This window comes from Nitrosomonas sp. Is79A3, assembly GCF_000219585.1.
In the GTDB taxonomy this organism is placed as follows: Bacteria; Pseudomonadota; Gammaproteobacteria; order Burkholderiales; family Nitrosomonadaceae; genus Nitrosomonas.
In genome coordinates this window covers 3442112-3455778 of the sequence record NC_015731.1, presented here as the reverse complement: position 1 = coordinate 3455778, position 13667 = coordinate 3442112, and the positions used below count along the sequence as shown (strand labels likewise).

Annotated in this window: 14 protein-coding genes; 9 read left to right on the top strand and 5 right to left on the bottom strand. The window is 46.8% G+C overall.

The features are described from left to right. Position 1 precedes the first annotated feature (1 nt). Genes NIT79A3_RS16080 through NIT79A3_RS16060 form a run of 5 tightly spaced genes read left to right on the top strand, consistent with a single transcriptional unit; the run spans position 2 to position 4635 of the window. A complete protein-coding gene (locus NIT79A3_RS16080; protein ID WP_013967199.1) occupies positions 2 to 562 on the top strand; it encodes a hypothetical protein in 561 nt (186 codons plus the stop codon). Next, positions 559 to 2844 (top strand): secretin and TonB N-terminal domain-containing protein, encoded by a 2286-nt coding sequence (locus NIT79A3_RS16075; protein ID WP_013967198.1) that lies wholly within the window; start codon positions 559 to 561, stop codon positions 2842 to 2844. Before NIT79A3_RS16080 ends, NIT79A3_RS16075 begins: the two co-directional genes overlap by 4 nt. A 7-nt stretch (positions 2845 to 2851) precedes the next feature. Next, complete coding sequence (locus NIT79A3_RS16070; protein WP_013967197.1) at positions 2852 to 3364, top strand: type II secretion system protein; 513 nt, start codon at positions 2852 to 2854, stop codon at positions 3362 to 3364. A gap of 5 nt (positions 3365 to 3369) precedes the next feature. Next, on the top strand, positions 3370 to 3753 hold the full coding sequence (locus tag NIT79A3_RS16065) for a type II secretion system protein (protein WP_013967196.1): 384 nt from the start codon (positions 3370 to 3372) through the stop codon (positions 3751 to 3753). A 39-nt stretch (positions 3754 to 3792) separates the two neighbouring features. Then, positions 3793 to 4635 carry a hypothetical protein gene (locus NIT79A3_RS16060; protein WP_013967195.1) on the top strand — a complete coding sequence of 281 codons (843 nt, stop codon included), beginning with the start codon at positions 3793 to 3795 and terminating at the stop codon, positions 4633 to 4635. A gap of 139 nt (positions 4636 to 4774) precedes the next feature. Here NIT79A3_RS16060 and NIT79A3_RS16055 read toward each other — a convergent pair whose 3' ends face one another. Continuing rightward, positions 4775 to 5164, bottom strand: a complete 390-nt coding sequence (locus tag NIT79A3_RS16055; protein ID WP_013967194.1) for a RidA family protein — start codon at positions 5162 to 5164, stop codon at positions 4775 to 4777. Positions 5165 to 5281: 117 nt separating this feature from the next. Between NIT79A3_RS16055 and sbcB the strand changes: the two genes are divergently transcribed. Then, positions 5282 to 6715 carry an exodeoxyribonuclease I gene (gene sbcB / locus NIT79A3_RS16050; RefSeq protein WP_013967193.1) on the top strand — a complete coding sequence of 478 codons (1434 nt, stop codon included), beginning with the start codon at positions 5282 to 5284 and terminating at the stop codon, positions 6713 to 6715. Positions 6716 to 6726: 11 nt separating this feature from the next. Here the strand turns inward: sbcB and NIT79A3_RS16045 are convergent, their stop codons facing one another. Then, positions 6727 to 7443: a hypothetical protein gene (locus NIT79A3_RS16045; RefSeq protein ID WP_013967192.1), complete on the bottom strand. Its 717-nt coding sequence runs from the start codon at positions 7441 to 7443 to the stop codon at positions 6727 to 6729. A gap of 11 nt (positions 7444 to 7454) precedes the next feature. Here NIT79A3_RS16045 and NIT79A3_RS16040 point away from each other — a divergent pair, with 11 nt between their 5' ends. Beyond that, positions 7455 to 8489, top strand: a complete 1035-nt coding sequence (locus NIT79A3_RS16040) for an IS630 family transposase (RefSeq protein ID WP_013967191.1) — start codon at positions 7455 to 7457, stop codon at positions 8487 to 8489. Positions 8490 to 8491: 2 nt separating this feature from the next. Here NIT79A3_RS16040 and NIT79A3_RS16035 read toward each other — a convergent pair whose 3' ends face one another. From NIT79A3_RS16035 to NIT79A3_RS16025, 3 genes are all read right to left on the bottom strand, one after another. Further along, entirely contained in the window at positions 8492 to 8737 is a 246-nt protein-coding gene (locus NIT79A3_RS16035; RefSeq protein ID WP_156797118.1) for a hypothetical protein, read from the bottom strand. A 142-nt stretch (positions 8738 to 8879) separates the two neighbouring features. Further along, positions 8880 to 9254 carry a DUF86 domain-containing protein gene (locus tag NIT79A3_RS16030; protein WP_348225660.1) on the bottom strand — a complete coding sequence of 125 codons (375 nt, stop codon included), beginning with the start codon at positions 9252 to 9254 and terminating at the stop codon, positions 8880 to 8882. Next, positions 9229 to 9519, bottom strand: coding sequence for a nucleotidyltransferase family protein (locus NIT79A3_RS16025; protein WP_013967188.1), 291 nt, complete (start codon positions 9517 to 9519; stop codon positions 9229 to 9231). Before NIT79A3_RS16025 ends, NIT79A3_RS16030 begins: the two co-directional genes overlap by 26 nt. A gap of 232 nt (positions 9520 to 9751) precedes the next feature. Between NIT79A3_RS16025 and ilvA the strand changes: the two genes are divergently transcribed. Together ilvA and NIT79A3_RS16015 are read left to right on the top strand one after the other, a co-directional pair. Beyond that, positions 9752 to 11263, top strand: a complete 1512-nt coding sequence (ilvA, locus tag NIT79A3_RS16020) for a threonine ammonia-lyase, biosynthetic (RefSeq protein WP_013967187.1) — start codon at positions 9752 to 9754, stop codon at positions 11261 to 11263. A 272-nt stretch (positions 11264 to 11535) separates the two neighbouring features. Continuing rightward, the gene (locus NIT79A3_RS16015) at positions 11536 to 13644 is read left to right on the top strand and encodes a methyl-accepting chemotaxis protein (protein WP_013967186.1); all 2109 of its coding nucleotides are present in this window, start codon (positions 11536 to 11538) and stop codon (positions 13642 to 13644) included. The last annotated feature ends 23 nt before the right edge of the window (positions 13645 to 13667 follow it).

Sequence of the window (13667 nt, the reverse complement as noted above, 5' to 3'; positions counted from 1 at the left end):
GATGGATAAAGCTGAAAAAAAACGTAAATTGATTGTGGGCGGTGCTTTGATTGCAACATTGATCGCCGCCGTGCTGGTTGAAGAGGATGAAACATTGATCGATACAGTAGATACCATACAGCCGGTCAAGCCATCCGGTGATCGGGTAAAGAATCAGGAAAATAATGCCGAGCAACTGGATGTGAGTAAACTGGGTCAAAGAAAATTCAATGCGCTGGCTGGAGAACTTTTTGTATCCACCACATGGGCACCCAAGCAACCGCAAGTCAATCTGCAAGAACAGGCCGTTATCGCAGCACAAGTGGCTAAATCGACTCCTCCTCCGGCGCCAACAGCACCTCCCTTACAATTTAAATATGCTGGTAAGGCAATCGCAGACAATGAAACTTGGGTTTTTCTTTCGCAGTCAGGAGAAAATCTCATTGCCAAGATTGGTGGAAGGATTAACGATAAATACCGGCTCGATTCAATCAATGACGATGCGATTACAATGACTTACTTGCCACTGAATGCCAAACAGACGCTGACGATCAATAATAAAATAGCAGGAAATTTTCGATGAGAAGCTGGAAAATTTTAATCCTTAGCATTCTACTTGCGATCACGGCAGGATGTGCGATTAATAACAAAACATTCGGCACCAGGAATATTGCATTTTCCGATGGGCAGAAACTGATCACGGAAGGCAAGTTGGAAAGCGGTCTTCAGAAACTGGAGCAAGCATTACGTGAAGAACCTGAAAATAAAGAAATTCGCGCAACGCTTATCCGTGTACGCGAGGAAGTGATTGCTAAATTGCTATTTGATGCCGATAGCACGAAATTTTCCGGAAATTTGGAAAAAGCAGAACAAGATTATCAACGTATACTCAACTTATCCCCATTCAATGAGCGTGCAAATGCAGGTCTAGAAGAACTTGAATTAGAGCGCCGGCACATTGCTTCCATCGATTCCGCAAAAGAATTGCTGCGACGTAATGAGGTGATCGAGGCAGAAACAATCGTTCGTGCCGTGTTGCAGGAAAATCCAAAACAATCTCATGCTCGTCAATTGATCGCAGAAATCAATTCACAAATGACGCGTCCGGAAGTATCTAATCTGGCACTAGAGTCTGCTTTCAAAAAAGCGCTGAGTATGGAATTTAAAGATACCGATTTAAAGTCGGTATTTGAAATCATGGCGCGGACGGCCGGTATTAATTTTGTTTTTGATAAGGATATCCGGCAAGATACCAAAATCTCTATTTTTGTGCGTAATAACACTATTGAAGATATTCTCAAATTATTACTCTTGACTAATCAACTGGCCTATAAAGTACTCAATAGTAACTCGCTATTGATATACCCCAGCACACCGGCCAAACAGAAGGATTATCAGGAACTGGTTGTACGCAGCTTTCATGTGGCGCATACGGATGTGAAGCAAATGGTCGCGATGATCAGGGGCATCGTTAAAGCAAAAGATATTTATGTCAATGAACAACTGAACTTGTTTATTATGCGAGATACGCTCGAAGCCATCCGGCTGGCGGAGCGATTGGTAACATTAAACGATCTGGCAGAACCGGAAGTCATGTTAGACGTCGCAATCCTTGAAATCGCGCGTAATAATGATTTTTTGCTAGGTCCAAAGCTACCTCAATCAGTTACATTCAGTGGTTTAACGGGTGTGGGCGCAGCAGCTGCGCCAGCGACTGCTGTACTTAATCAAATTGGTTCTAATGCCCTTGGCCTTAAAAGCTTCACGATCAATAATCAGGCAGTGATCGATTTTAAACAAACTCTCTCAAACGCCGACGTACTTGCAAACCCGAGAATTCGCGTAAGTAATAAAGAAAAAGCCAAGATTCATATTGGTGAAAAGCGGCCTTTTTTCACCGCCAATGTTCAGCCCGGTATTAATTCTATCGTCACCTCAACACCTACTTTTATCGATTTGGGGGTTAAGCTGGATGTCGAGCCGCGTATCGGTTTAAATGACGATGTCACGATGAAAATTACGCTTGAAGTGAGTAATAAAACAGGGGATGCGTCAGGCCCGGGTGGCGCAACTGCTCCCATAGTTGGAACCCGGAATGCTGAAACCATTCTGACATTGAAAGATGGGGAAACGCAAGTATTGGCAGGGCTCATTGATAATAGGGATACAAGAACGGTAGGCGGTCTCGCAGGATTATTAAATATTCCCGGTCTTGACAGACTGCTGTCGAGTCAACTTGTAGCCCGTCAAAAAACTGAAATTGTGTTATTAATTACACCGCGCATCATCCGGAATATTCCTAAACTGACCAACCTGGAGCGAGAATATCATTTTGGTACCGCCAGTGATGCAGGTAAACTGCCGGTCACCATTAAAAAGACTGCAGCGCAAGCATTATCCATTGCACCGGCTGGACCAGGAGGCCGTGGTGCTGTAAGAAATGTGTCTGATGCTTTCGCGCCATCCGATGACCAACAAGCTCCTCCCAATCCTTTTGCCAATGTTGCATCAGCTGCTACGCCATCGCTTACTTTGCAAGCGCCAACCAACGTTGGCTTGGATAAAGAATTTTCAGTTAATGTCCGGTTGCTTGGTGCGAAAGCTACTGTTAATGCTGACTTACAACTAAATTACGAAGCCAGTGTGTTGGAAGCGCTGGATGGCGGAGATAAATCCGGTACACGTACAATCAAGTTAGGTAAAGATCAAACTTCTGGCTTGGCGACACAGATACGCTTTAAGGTAATTGCAGCTAATCCGGGCGCGACAGAAATTAATATTCAGAATGTTGTCGCAGAAGACCTGGAAAATGGCACGGCAGTTGAAGTAACACTACCGCCGCCTGCAAGTGTTACTATCAAATAATCGCGTTATGAAGAATTCATTCGGAATCTCTGGAAGAAACAGGGGTTTTACGCTGATTGAATTAATGATTGTGGTGGCGATTATGGCCATTCTGGCCACATCAGCAATGCCTTTGCGTGAACTCATGGTAAAGCGTGAGAAAGAACAAGAGTTGCGCGTTGCCTTAAGACAGATACGCTCGGCTATTGACGCCTATAAACAAGCGGTAGACGAAGGACGTATCACCAAGAAAGCAGATGAATCCGGTTATCCGCCCCGTCTAGAAGAATTGTTTATGGGTGTGCCGGATATTAAGAGTCCGGATAAGAAGATTATTTATTTTCTGCGCCGCTTACCCAGGGACCCGATGTTTGTCGAGTTAGATGTTGCCGGTATAACGGCAACTCCGGCTGTAGACACCTGGGGAAAACGTAGTTATGAGAGTCCATGGGATAGTCCTAAAGATGGCGATGATGTTTTTGATGTTTACTCACGTTCAGAAGACATCGGCCTTAATGGTGTTCCTTACCGGGATTGGTGATTGATATGCCTGGCAAGCCAAAGCACATGGGATTTACACTGATCGAGCTACTGGTAGTCATGGCAATCATCGCCACTTTATTAAGTATTGTCGCGCCGCGCTATTTCAATTCACTCGATAAAGCCAAAGAAGCCGTTTTGCGCCAGGATCTCGGTATCATGCGTAATGCAATTGATCAATTTTATTCCGATTTTGGTAAGTATCCCATAGATCTGTTGGAGTTGGTCGATAAGCGCTACTTGCGCAGTGTCCCGATAGATCCATTCACTGAAAGTGACAAAACCTGGATTGAAGTACCTCCCAAGAATCCAGTAGAAACAGGTGTCTATGATGTTCACAGCGGCTATTCTGGACGCGCATCGGATGGTTCGTTTTATGAAGAATGGTAAGCGATTCCAACATATTGGAATTTTCGTAGCAAGTATAGTATGTCAAAACTAGAAAATGGTTTTGTTTATCTCTGGGCTTTGTTTGCTGTCGTTTTGGCTGGAATAGTGATGGCAGGTACGGGGCAGGTATGGCAAGTCAAATCACAGCGGGAAAAAGAAGCTGAATTGTTGTACATTGGCGAAGAATTCCGTAAAGCAATCATGTCCTATTACAACACAGGACCTAAGCAATATCCGGAATCGTTAGAAGACTTGCTTCAGGATAAACGTACACCGGCTATCAAGCGCCATTTGCGTAAAATCTATACGGATCCGATAACCAATACAATTGAGTGGGGTATCGTTGAAGAGTCTTCGCCCGGTAATAACCCTGCGTCCACTAAGAGCGCAGCACCTGGTAGTAACCCGGCATCCAATAAGAACTCAACGCCTGGTAATAGCGCTTCACCCAGCAGTAATCAGGCATCAAGCAATACCCTGGCGCCCAGTAATCAGGCGTCGAGTAATAGCCCAACACCCGGCAGTGCAACGGTAAATAGTAGCTTGGCTACAAGCTCCAGTATTAATAAGAGGATTACTGGGGTATACAGCCTCTCTGAAAAAAAGCCGATTAAGAAAGATAAATTTCCTGAGCATTTTGCCAAATTCTCGGAAGCGCTAAACTACCAGGATTGGAAGTTTGTTTATAAGCCGGGTGATACCGGTAGTTCGGCAAAGCCAGCAGCGACCCCAGCAAAACCCAATGCGGCTTCACCAACCGCTTCGCCCTTTACACCACAATCTTCACCAAAGACAAATCCTTCGCCTTTTCCCCCGCAATCTTCGTCACCGGGAAATGCTTCACCCTTTGCACCGCAATCATCAGCACCGGCTAATCCATAGCCATCGTCATCCGGCCTCTCAGCAGAACGCTAATGAGCCGCGCCGGTTAGCCCCGGAAACTGCCCATTCCGATTTACAAACATTAGCCGCGTTGTAAGGCGAGGCTTCTTTTTTTGATTGGAAAAGATTGCTTGCTCCGCTATGCCCCTTCGCTGCGATAAGCCGTCACCTGAATTTCAATTTTCATGCGCGGATCGGATAATCCCGCAGCCAGCATCATGGCCGATGGCCGGACCTCTCCCAGATATTTGCGCATAACCGGCCAGCATTTTTCGAAATCCTCGGCTTTTGGAAACACATACGTGACGCGCACCACATCTTTCATGCTTGCGCCGGCTTGCTGTAGCGCAGCATCGATGTTTTTAAAACACTGCTCCGCTTGTTCCAATAAATCATCAGAAATCGTCATTTTGCTGTAATCAAAACCAGTCGTGCCGGAAACCAGAATCCAGTTGCCTTCAACCACCGCGCGCGAATAACCGATTTCATGTTCAAATGTGGAGCCCGAGCTAATGAGTTTACGTGCCATACTGTTTTATCCTTCTTATTTGATTTAAAAAATTTTGCGTAAGATACCACTATAATTGCGCAACGAGTCAGTTGCAAAGCAAGTTTTTAACCGGCACTTCCAAATCTGTAAACAACAATGGCACTCACACTGTACTGGCATGATTATGAAACCTTTGGCGCCGATCCACGGCGAGACCGCCCTGCGCAATTTGCCGGGGTGCGCACCGATGAGGCGCTGAACGAGATTGGCGAGCCACTGGTTATTTATTGTAAGCCAGCCCGCGATTTCCTGCCGCATCCGGAAGCCTGTTTGCTGACCGGAATTACACCGCAGCTAGCCGATGAGAAAGGCTTACCTGAACCGGAATTTATTGCGCGTATTCATGCCGAGTTTGCGCAGCCGAATACCTGCGGTGTCGGCTACAACTCGCTGCGTTTCGACGATGAAGTCACACGTTTTACGTTGTATCGCAATTTTTACGACCCGTATGCGCGCGAATGGCAGCAAGGCAATTCGCGCTGGGACATTATTGATCTGGTGCGCATGACCTACGCCTTGCGTCCCGTAGGTATCGTTTGGCCGCAACACGAAGAAGGGCAATCCAGCTTCCGCCTGGAAGATTTGGTGGCGGCCAACGGTATTCTGCATGAATCCGCGCATGATGCCTTATCCGATGTGCGTGCCACCATTGCATTGGCGCGATTGCTACGCACGCAACAACCGCGTCTCTACGATTGGCTTTTTCAACTGCGCGATAAACGCACGGCCGCAGCCCAGCTTGATTTAGCTACCCACAATCCGGTCTTGCACACAACACGCATGTACCCGGCCAAAACCGGCTGCACGTCGCTGGTAATGCCAATGATCACCGAACCGGGTAACAACAACAGTGTGCTGGTTTATGACTTGCGCCAAGATCCGGAGCTGTTTCTGCCGCTGGATGCTGATGAGCTGAGTCAATTGCTTTTCACCCGTAGCGACGAATTGCCCGAAGGCATGCAACGGTTACCGGTCAAATCGATAAAGATTAACAAATGCCCGGCGCTGGCGCCAAGGAATACGCTGGATAATGAGGCCGCTGAGCGCATCGCGCTTGATTTGGATGCATGTCACCGGCATTGGCAAGCACTGTGTGCACAACCGGATTTTTTTCAACGTGTGGCAACCGCGTACACCAGCCGCGCGTTCGAGCCTTCCGGTGATGTGGATGTGGCGCTGTATGACGGTTTTCTGGACAACGCGGATGCTGCATCACTGGCGCAAATACGGCGTGCTTCCCCGAAACAACTGGCGAAAATGCGGTTTGATTTTCATGATCAGCGATTGCCTGAGCTGCTATTTCGCTACCGCGCCCGCAACTGGCCGGAAACATTGACGACAATAGAATCTGAACGCTGGGAGCAAATGCGCCTGCAGCGACTGACACAAGGTAATGGCGGTGGGAGCATTACTTTTGCCGAATTTGCTGCGCAGATTGTGTTGTTGCGAGAGGTGCAAAAAGCGGATGAGAATGCTCAACAGATACTGAACGCACTGGAAGCGTGGAGTAATGATTTGTTGGGTTCATAAGAAATTTAATATCATTGAAGTTTTTCTGAAATTAGATTTCTTTCGGCGTGACGTGTAACCCACAGGAACTCCGAATATACATATTTTAGGAATATTAGAATCTCCTCGTCCTGTAAGGATTGCTGATTAGTTGAGAGACTGACTGGGGTAGCATGAAGTAAACGACTCGTATAGCTATAGATGAATTCATATTCTATGTCCATTCTGACCTGTTTTGCTCGCTTGCTCCATTTTTTGATGTTGTACTTTGGGTCACTATCTAAAATACTCTTCCATACTCCGTCGAATTCTGAAAGTGATTCACGATTCTGATTTGCTAAAGAAATAAGCTGTGGGAGTGCTTGAGTTTCGAGGCGGTCAGCTTGAAATGCAAACCCGTAAACTTTGGCATCATCTGAATAGAGCGTGAGCATTGTTGCCAGCCTCTCGTCAATCGCATCTGATGCGGCTTTAATATCTTCAGCTATTTTGTAACCCGGATTTTCGTCCCAATTTTCCTTCGGTGTCAGACTGGTAGATTTGAGGATCGCATCATATTTTTCTATTTCTTCAGCGCTTAAGCTTCGGTATAGTGCAATTTCACGTTCAAGATGCTTTGCGAGCTTTTCATAATGTTCTACGTGTTTCTCGAAAATCTCTCTTGCATAAACTATCGCAAAATGTGGATCGAGTTCAATTCTCTTATAGATCCGGCCAATAAATAGTTTGAATTTTTGTTGATTTTGCATGTCGTAGGAGGATGGAAAAAATAGATGCAAGAACCTTAAAAGATGAAGCGCTGCATGAACGTCGCCGGCAAGTGATTCGTCTTCACAAGCGAGGCGGGAAACCTGGGCAAATAGCGCAGGTTACGGAGCTGAGCGACACGGCTGTGAAGAAGATTATTCGACTTTATGAAGAAGGTGGTGCAGCTGGACTAAAGCCTGGTAGACGCGGCCGACGTACGAGTGACAAACGCAGCCTAAGCGAAGAGCAGGAGTTGAGATTGCAACGGCTTATTTGTGATAAGCGTCCTGAGCAACTGAAGATGGATTTTGCGTTGTGGAATCGTGGGGCGATAAGACAGTTAATTGAGCAGGAATGTGGCATATCCATGCCGATACGCACGGTGGGACACTACCTCAAGCGTTGGGGATTTACCCCGCAGAAGCCGATCCGACGTGCTTATGAACAACGCCTGGAGGCGGTAAAGCAATGGCTCAATGAGCAATATCCGGATATTGCCAAGCGCGCTCAAACTGAAGGCGGGGAGATTCACTGGGGTGATGAGACAGGATTAGTCAATACGGATGTGCGAGGACGTGGCTTTGCACCCAAGGGAAAAACACCCGTGACCTACGCTCCTGGCACGCGGCAACGGCTGTCAATGATTGCCACTGTAACCAACAAAGGCTGTGCACGCTGGCAGATTATTGATGGAAATTTCAATTCAGATAGACTCATTGAATTTCTCGAACTACTGATCAAGGATGCAGGGAAGAAAGTGTTCTTGATCCTGGATAATTTGAGAGTGCACCACAGCAAACCAGAGAAGGCTTGGCTGGAAGAAAATAAGGAAAAGATCGAATGCTTTTATTTACCCAGCTACAGTCCGGAATTAAATCCAGAAGAAAGATTAAACTCAGATTTGAAGCAGGCTATCGGTTCGAAAGTTCCGGTGCGTACCAAGGAGAAATTACATGCCGCTGTCGATGATCATATGTTGATGCTGCAGAATAATCCAGAGCGCGTTGCTTCTTACTTCCAAGATCCGTACGTAAAATATGCCGCTTAAAACTATTTAATGGCCGGATCAATAAGATGGACAACCATTTCGAATGTGTAGCGAGTTAAAGATAGTACGCCCAGAGTTTCTATTACTGAGAAGTTGTTTTCGATGAAATTGCTTACACGCATGAGTGAATCATGCAAGGCAAGTGTTCGCCAGAATTCGATGGTTTGATCCTTATCCTTGTCTGCGGGAAACGAGCGTACTTTGTCAGCATAAACTTGTGCAAGTGGTTTTAGCTGAATTTCGAGCAATTTGATTCTGGAAACGTATGCCGAGATCTGATTTCGAAGCGGTTGAGCCAAATTCGTCTCTGGTGAAATCAAGCTTGAGTTAGTACTCTGAAAATGAAGCAATATAACACTTCAGGAATTTCTTTAGTCTCGATCAATTTCCTCATTTTTGGTGAGTTGTTCTGAGTGACTCCAGCAGCGGCAGTAAGGCTGGAATATCGTCCCGAATAATGCTCCATAGGGTATCGTTGTCAATGCCGAGGTAGCCATGAATCAGTCGGTTACGGGTAGCAATGATCATGCGCCATGGTACTTCAGAATGTGCGGCTCGTATTTCATCTGGGACATGAGTCGCTGCTTCACCGATGAGTTCTAGGTTGCGCAAAGTAGCATCGTAATTCAACCCACTCGCCACGAAAGTAGCTTGATCTAAGCCTTCACTATAAGCAAGTACTTTGTGAGCAAAGTCGACCATATCTTCGATATAAAAGCGCCATTCTCGCGTCAGTAAATCAGACATAAATCCGTTCTTTTTCAATATAAGGGCGCAACTCCGATCGCAATGCTTTTTCGGTAACCAGATCCACCGGGCAGCCCAGCAAATCTTCCAGATAGAATTGCACACCAAAGTAACGCTGTGAGGTTGCCGGTCCATCAAAGGCAACTAGGATATCCACATCACTACCAGCACTCGCTGTATCGCGGGCTGTCGAGCCGAACAGAGCGAGGCGGGTAACGCCGAAGCGGGTTTGCAGTTCTGGCTTGCTTTGGGCCAGCAGTGCCAGGGCGTATTGTCGATTCATTTCTTGATTTTCAGATTATCGCGGATGAACGTACGAGAAGATTGAGTACTGTTCTGCAAATTACACGAATCAAATACGCTGAGTCAAACAATCTTTGTTGATTTGAACCATTCTCCCGCGATGATAATGCTTGTTCCATGACTGTAAGAAAATTTATGCCATCCCTGATCGTGATAAAATCCCTTTCCCCGTTTCGGATTAGAAGGTTGTCTGAATTTACTCATCTCGCATTATGAAAAACAATTACCTAGAAAGAATACTGACCGCGCAGGTTTATGATGTGGCGATCGAGAGTCCGTTGGAGCTTGCTGCCAATTTATCCGGGCGCATCCATAATCAGGTGTTATTAAAACGAGAGGATTTGCAGCAGGTCTTTTCTTTCAAGTTGCGCGGCGCGTATAACAAGATGATTAAGTTATCGCCTGCGGTGCGCAACCGCGGCGTGATTGCGGCCTCTGCCGGGAATCATGCGCAAGGCGTGGCATTAGCTGCCAAGCGGTTGAGCTGTGGCGCTACGATTGTGATGCCGGTGACGACGCCGCAAATCAAGGTAAATGCGGTGATGGCACTGGGTGCGACAGTTGCTTTGCATGGCGATTCCTATAACGATGCTTACGAGCACGCGATAAAACTGGCAAAAGTAGAGCAAGCCACGTTTGTTCATCCCTACGATGACCCGGACGTGATTGCTGGGCAGGGAACGGTCGGCATGGAAATCTTGCGGCAGCATACCGGGAATATTCACGCTATTTTTGTGCCGATTGGCGGCGGCGGGTTGATCTCCGGCATAGCGGCTTATGTGAAGCGGCTGTATCCGAAAATCAAAATCATCGGCGTCGAGCCGGTCGATTCGGATGCGATGTATCGTTCGTTGCAAAGCGGCCGCCGGGTCAAATTGGCGCAAGTGGGTTTGTTTGCGGATGGCGTGGCGGTTCGGCATGTGGGCAAGGAAACCTTCCGCTTATGCCGCGAACTGGTCGACGAAGTGATTCTGGTCGATACCGATGCCATTTGCGCTGCCGTCAAGGATGTATTTGAAGATACGCGCACGATATTGGAGCCTTCCGGCGCACTTTCCGTTGCGGGCATCAAAGCGTACGTCGCGCGTGAAAAGATCTTGCATAAAACGCTGGTTGCGATTGCGTCCGGTGCCAATATGAATTTTGACCGGCTGCGGCATATCTCGGAACGCGCGGAAATCGGTGAACGGCGTGAGGCTGTGTTGACCGTGACGATTCCGGAAAAACCCGGCAGTTTCAAGAAATTCTGTAACTTATTGGGTGCTAAAAGCATCACCGAATTTAACTACCGTTATGCCAATCCGAAAGTGGCGCATGTTTTTGTTGGCGTATCGGTGCGCAATCAGGAAGAAACCCAGAAACTGATCAGCGAATTAAAACAAAGCGGTCTGGCCACCGAAGATATGAGCGACAACGAAATGGCCAAACTGCATATCCGCCATTTAGTCGGCGGGCACGCGCATGACGTTAAAAACGAAATTCTTTACCGTTTTGAATTTCCCGACCGTCCCGGTGCGCTGATGAATTTCCTGAATAACCTGAGCCATAATTGGAACATCAGCCTGTTCCATTACCGAAACCATGGTGCCGACTATGGCCGCGTATTGATCGGAATCCAAGTTCCTCCGGAAGAAAGATCTGACTTCAAAGCATTCCTGAATCAATTGGGTTATCACTATTGGGATGAGACTAAGAATCCCGCCTACAAGTTATTCCTCGGATAATTCATTCAGAGCACGTCAGCTCCTGAGAAGCTGCGTTTGTCATTCCGAATAGAGCGAAGAGTCTTAAGAAATCAATAATATAGAATTATCGCCCTGCTCGAAATGGCTGTTATTCAGTAACTCGCTAAAAGACCTTGTTTTACAGGTCTTATCCCGTTTTTGACCCCACGCTTCAGCGGTTAAGCTATCACCTGACAACAATCGTGTCTGGTGTCGTCTGTCATCAAAAACCTGAATATTCAGACAAGCCCGTATCAATGCTGGAGCAAACAATGGAAGACAATTTTTCTAAATTTGGATTAACAACCAGAATGGTTGCCATAGGAAAGAAACTGCCGGTTATTACCTTGCCGGTGAAGAAAAGTATTCCTAAGAATATTTCCATTTTAAACAATAGCTGGATAATGGGCGGCATCCTGATGCTTTTCACCGTGCTGCTGTTGATCACACTGGCTATCAGTGTCAATCAAGCCAGGCATCATACGATTCAACCGGAACTCGTTGCGCAGTTAGAGATGCAGCATTTGCGCCTGTCAAAGGCCGCACAGCAAGCCCGCATGGGCAATGTCAATGCGTTTGCCGAGTTGCAGGACAGCCAGTATCAGCTAAATCAATATATTGCACTGCTATCTCAGGGCGGGATCTATGGTCACGACAAGACCGTTCCTGCTGCAGATCATTCGCTTGCATTAATCCTGGATGCTTACCAGCAAAATTGGCAGCTTGAGGCTAAAAAGATTGCTCTGATTTTGAATCATAAAGAATCTTCGATTAAGCTAAACAGCAGTATCAAAACAATCCATATCACGCATAGCCAATTGGCCAGACGCATCGAAGAATTAATCCGGCGTATGACAGATATTGGCAATCTGTCGCAGGAAATACGCACGATGGAATCCATAAAAATGCATGCGCGAACCGTAACAAAAAATATTAGTACGATTCTTTCCAGCGAATTCACGATGACAGAAATCACCGCGCAGCTTGCTCAGGATCATGCACAAATTTCAGCGATTACCCAAATTCTAAGTCAAGGGAATAATGGACTTGGGGCGGCTTCAAACAGGGATGAGATAATTCAGGATCTGTTATCTCATGCCTATTCGCTGTTGAGAAAATTTGAAGATCACCTGCGGGTGATTCAACAAGAGATACCGGTAGCTTTTACTGTTCAGTTGGCTATGGATGAAGTTGCGGACAATAGCGAAGCCATGCTGGATATGACACGCGCGCTGGAGAGTGAAATTCAGGAACAAAATAGGCATACTGCGTCCTTATTCAATGCGCTGATTTATACATTCGGCGCATGCGCAGTGCTTGCGCTTATGTTTTTTGTCCAATCAGTACGACGGAATGCGCATTATCAAGATTTGGCGAGCAGAAATGAAGTTGAAAAAGCGCAAAAGGCGATCGTGACGCTTCTGGACGATATGAAAAAAATCGCCGATGGCGACCTGACCGTCCGCACGGATATCACGAACCATATGACCGGTGCGATTGCCGATGCCATCAATTGCACGATTGAAGAATTACATACACTGGTAGAACAGGTCAATCAGGCCAGCGCACTGGTTGTTAAATCGTCGAATCAGGCGCAATATGTTTCATCGGGATTATTAACAGCGGCACAACAACAAACGGCAAAAATTGAACAAACCACCCTGGCAGTGATCGGCATGACGGAATCGATCAGTCAGATTTCCGATATGGCGACGGAATCCGCCAAAGTCGCCAAACAATCGTTATCCACTGCGGAAAAAGGTACCTCGGCCGTGCGTGAATCCATCGCCGGAATGAATGAGATCCGCGCTTATATTCAGGACACTTCCAAGCGGATCAAACGCCTGGGAGAAAGCTCACAGGAAATCGGAGAGATTGTCGCATTGATCACCGATATCACCGATCAGACTAACGTGTTGGCTTTAAATGCAGCGCTGCAGGCAACCGCTGCAGGCGAGGCCGGCCATGGTTTTACCGTGATCGCGCAAGAAGTCCAGCGTCTGGCTGAACGCTCAGCAGAAGCCAGCAAACAAATCAGTGAATTGATCATAACGATACAAGGTGATACTCAAGATGCCATCGCAGCGATGGAAAGAAGCACGCTCGGCGTGGCAAAAGGTGCAAAGCGCTCCGATGCAGCTGGGCGGGCACTGGAAGAAATCGAAGAAGTTTCAAAACAGCTTGCCCAACTGGTTACCAATATTTTTGATGTCACGAATACCCAAACACGGGCGGCACACAAGGTGGTTGCCAATATGGAAGAGATTCTGCATATTACCCGGCAGAATACCGAAGGGACCTTGAAAACCACCGGGTCAATCAAACAGATCACCGGTTTTGCATCCGAGCTGAAAGCATCGGTATCCAATTTCAAGGTGTAATGTTGATTTCGATTTCAAAATGG

What these genes read in the sequence shown, in the direction of transcription:
- NIT79A3_RS16025 (WP_013967188.1), bottom strand. Translation starts at nt 9,519, where the DNA reads ATGAATCGACAATACGCCCTGGCACTGCTGGCCCAAAGCAAGCCAGAA.
- NIT79A3_RS16045 (WP_013967192.1), bottom strand. Translation starts at nt 7,443, where the DNA reads ATGCAAAATCAACAAAAATTCAAACTATTTATTGGCCGGATCTATAAG.
- NIT79A3_RS16075 (WP_013967198.1), top strand. Translation starts at nt 559, where the DNA reads ATGAGAAGCTGGAAAATTTTAATCCTTAGCATTCTACTTGCGATCACG.
- NIT79A3_RS16065 (WP_013967196.1), top strand. Translation starts at nt 3,370, where the DNA reads ATGCCTGGCAAGCCAAAGCACATGGGATTTACACTGATCGAGCTACTG.
- NIT79A3_RS16040 (WP_013967191.1), top strand. Translation starts at nt 7,455, where the DNA reads ATGGAAAAAATAGATGCAAGAACCTTAAAAGATGAAGCGCTGCATGAA.
- sbcB (WP_013967193.1), top strand. Translation starts at nt 5,282, where the DNA reads ATGGCACTCACACTGTACTGGCATGATTATGAAACCTTTGGCGCCGAT.
- NIT79A3_RS16060 (WP_013967195.1), top strand. Translation starts at nt 3,793, where the DNA reads ATGTCAAAACTAGAAAATGGTTTTGTTTATCTCTGGGCTTTGTTTGCT.
- NIT79A3_RS16015 (WP_013967186.1), top strand. Translation starts at nt 11,536, where the DNA reads ATGGAAGACAATTTTTCTAAATTTGGATTAACAACCAGAATGGTTGCC.
- NIT79A3_RS16080 (WP_013967199.1), top strand. Translation starts at nt 2, where the DNA reads ATGGATAAAGCTGAAAAAAAACGTAAATTGATTGTGGGCGGTGCTTTG.
- NIT79A3_RS16070 (WP_013967197.1), top strand. Translation starts at nt 2,852, where the DNA reads ATGAAGAATTCATTCGGAATCTCTGGAAGAAACAGGGGTTTTACGCTG.
- ilvA (WP_013967187.1), top strand. Translation starts at nt 9,752, where the DNA reads ATGAAAAACAATTACCTAGAAAGAATACTGACCGCGCAGGTTTATGAT.
- NIT79A3_RS16055 (WP_013967194.1), bottom strand. Translation starts at nt 5,164, where the DNA reads ATGGCACGTAAACTCATTAGCTCGGGCTCCACATTTGAACATGAAATC.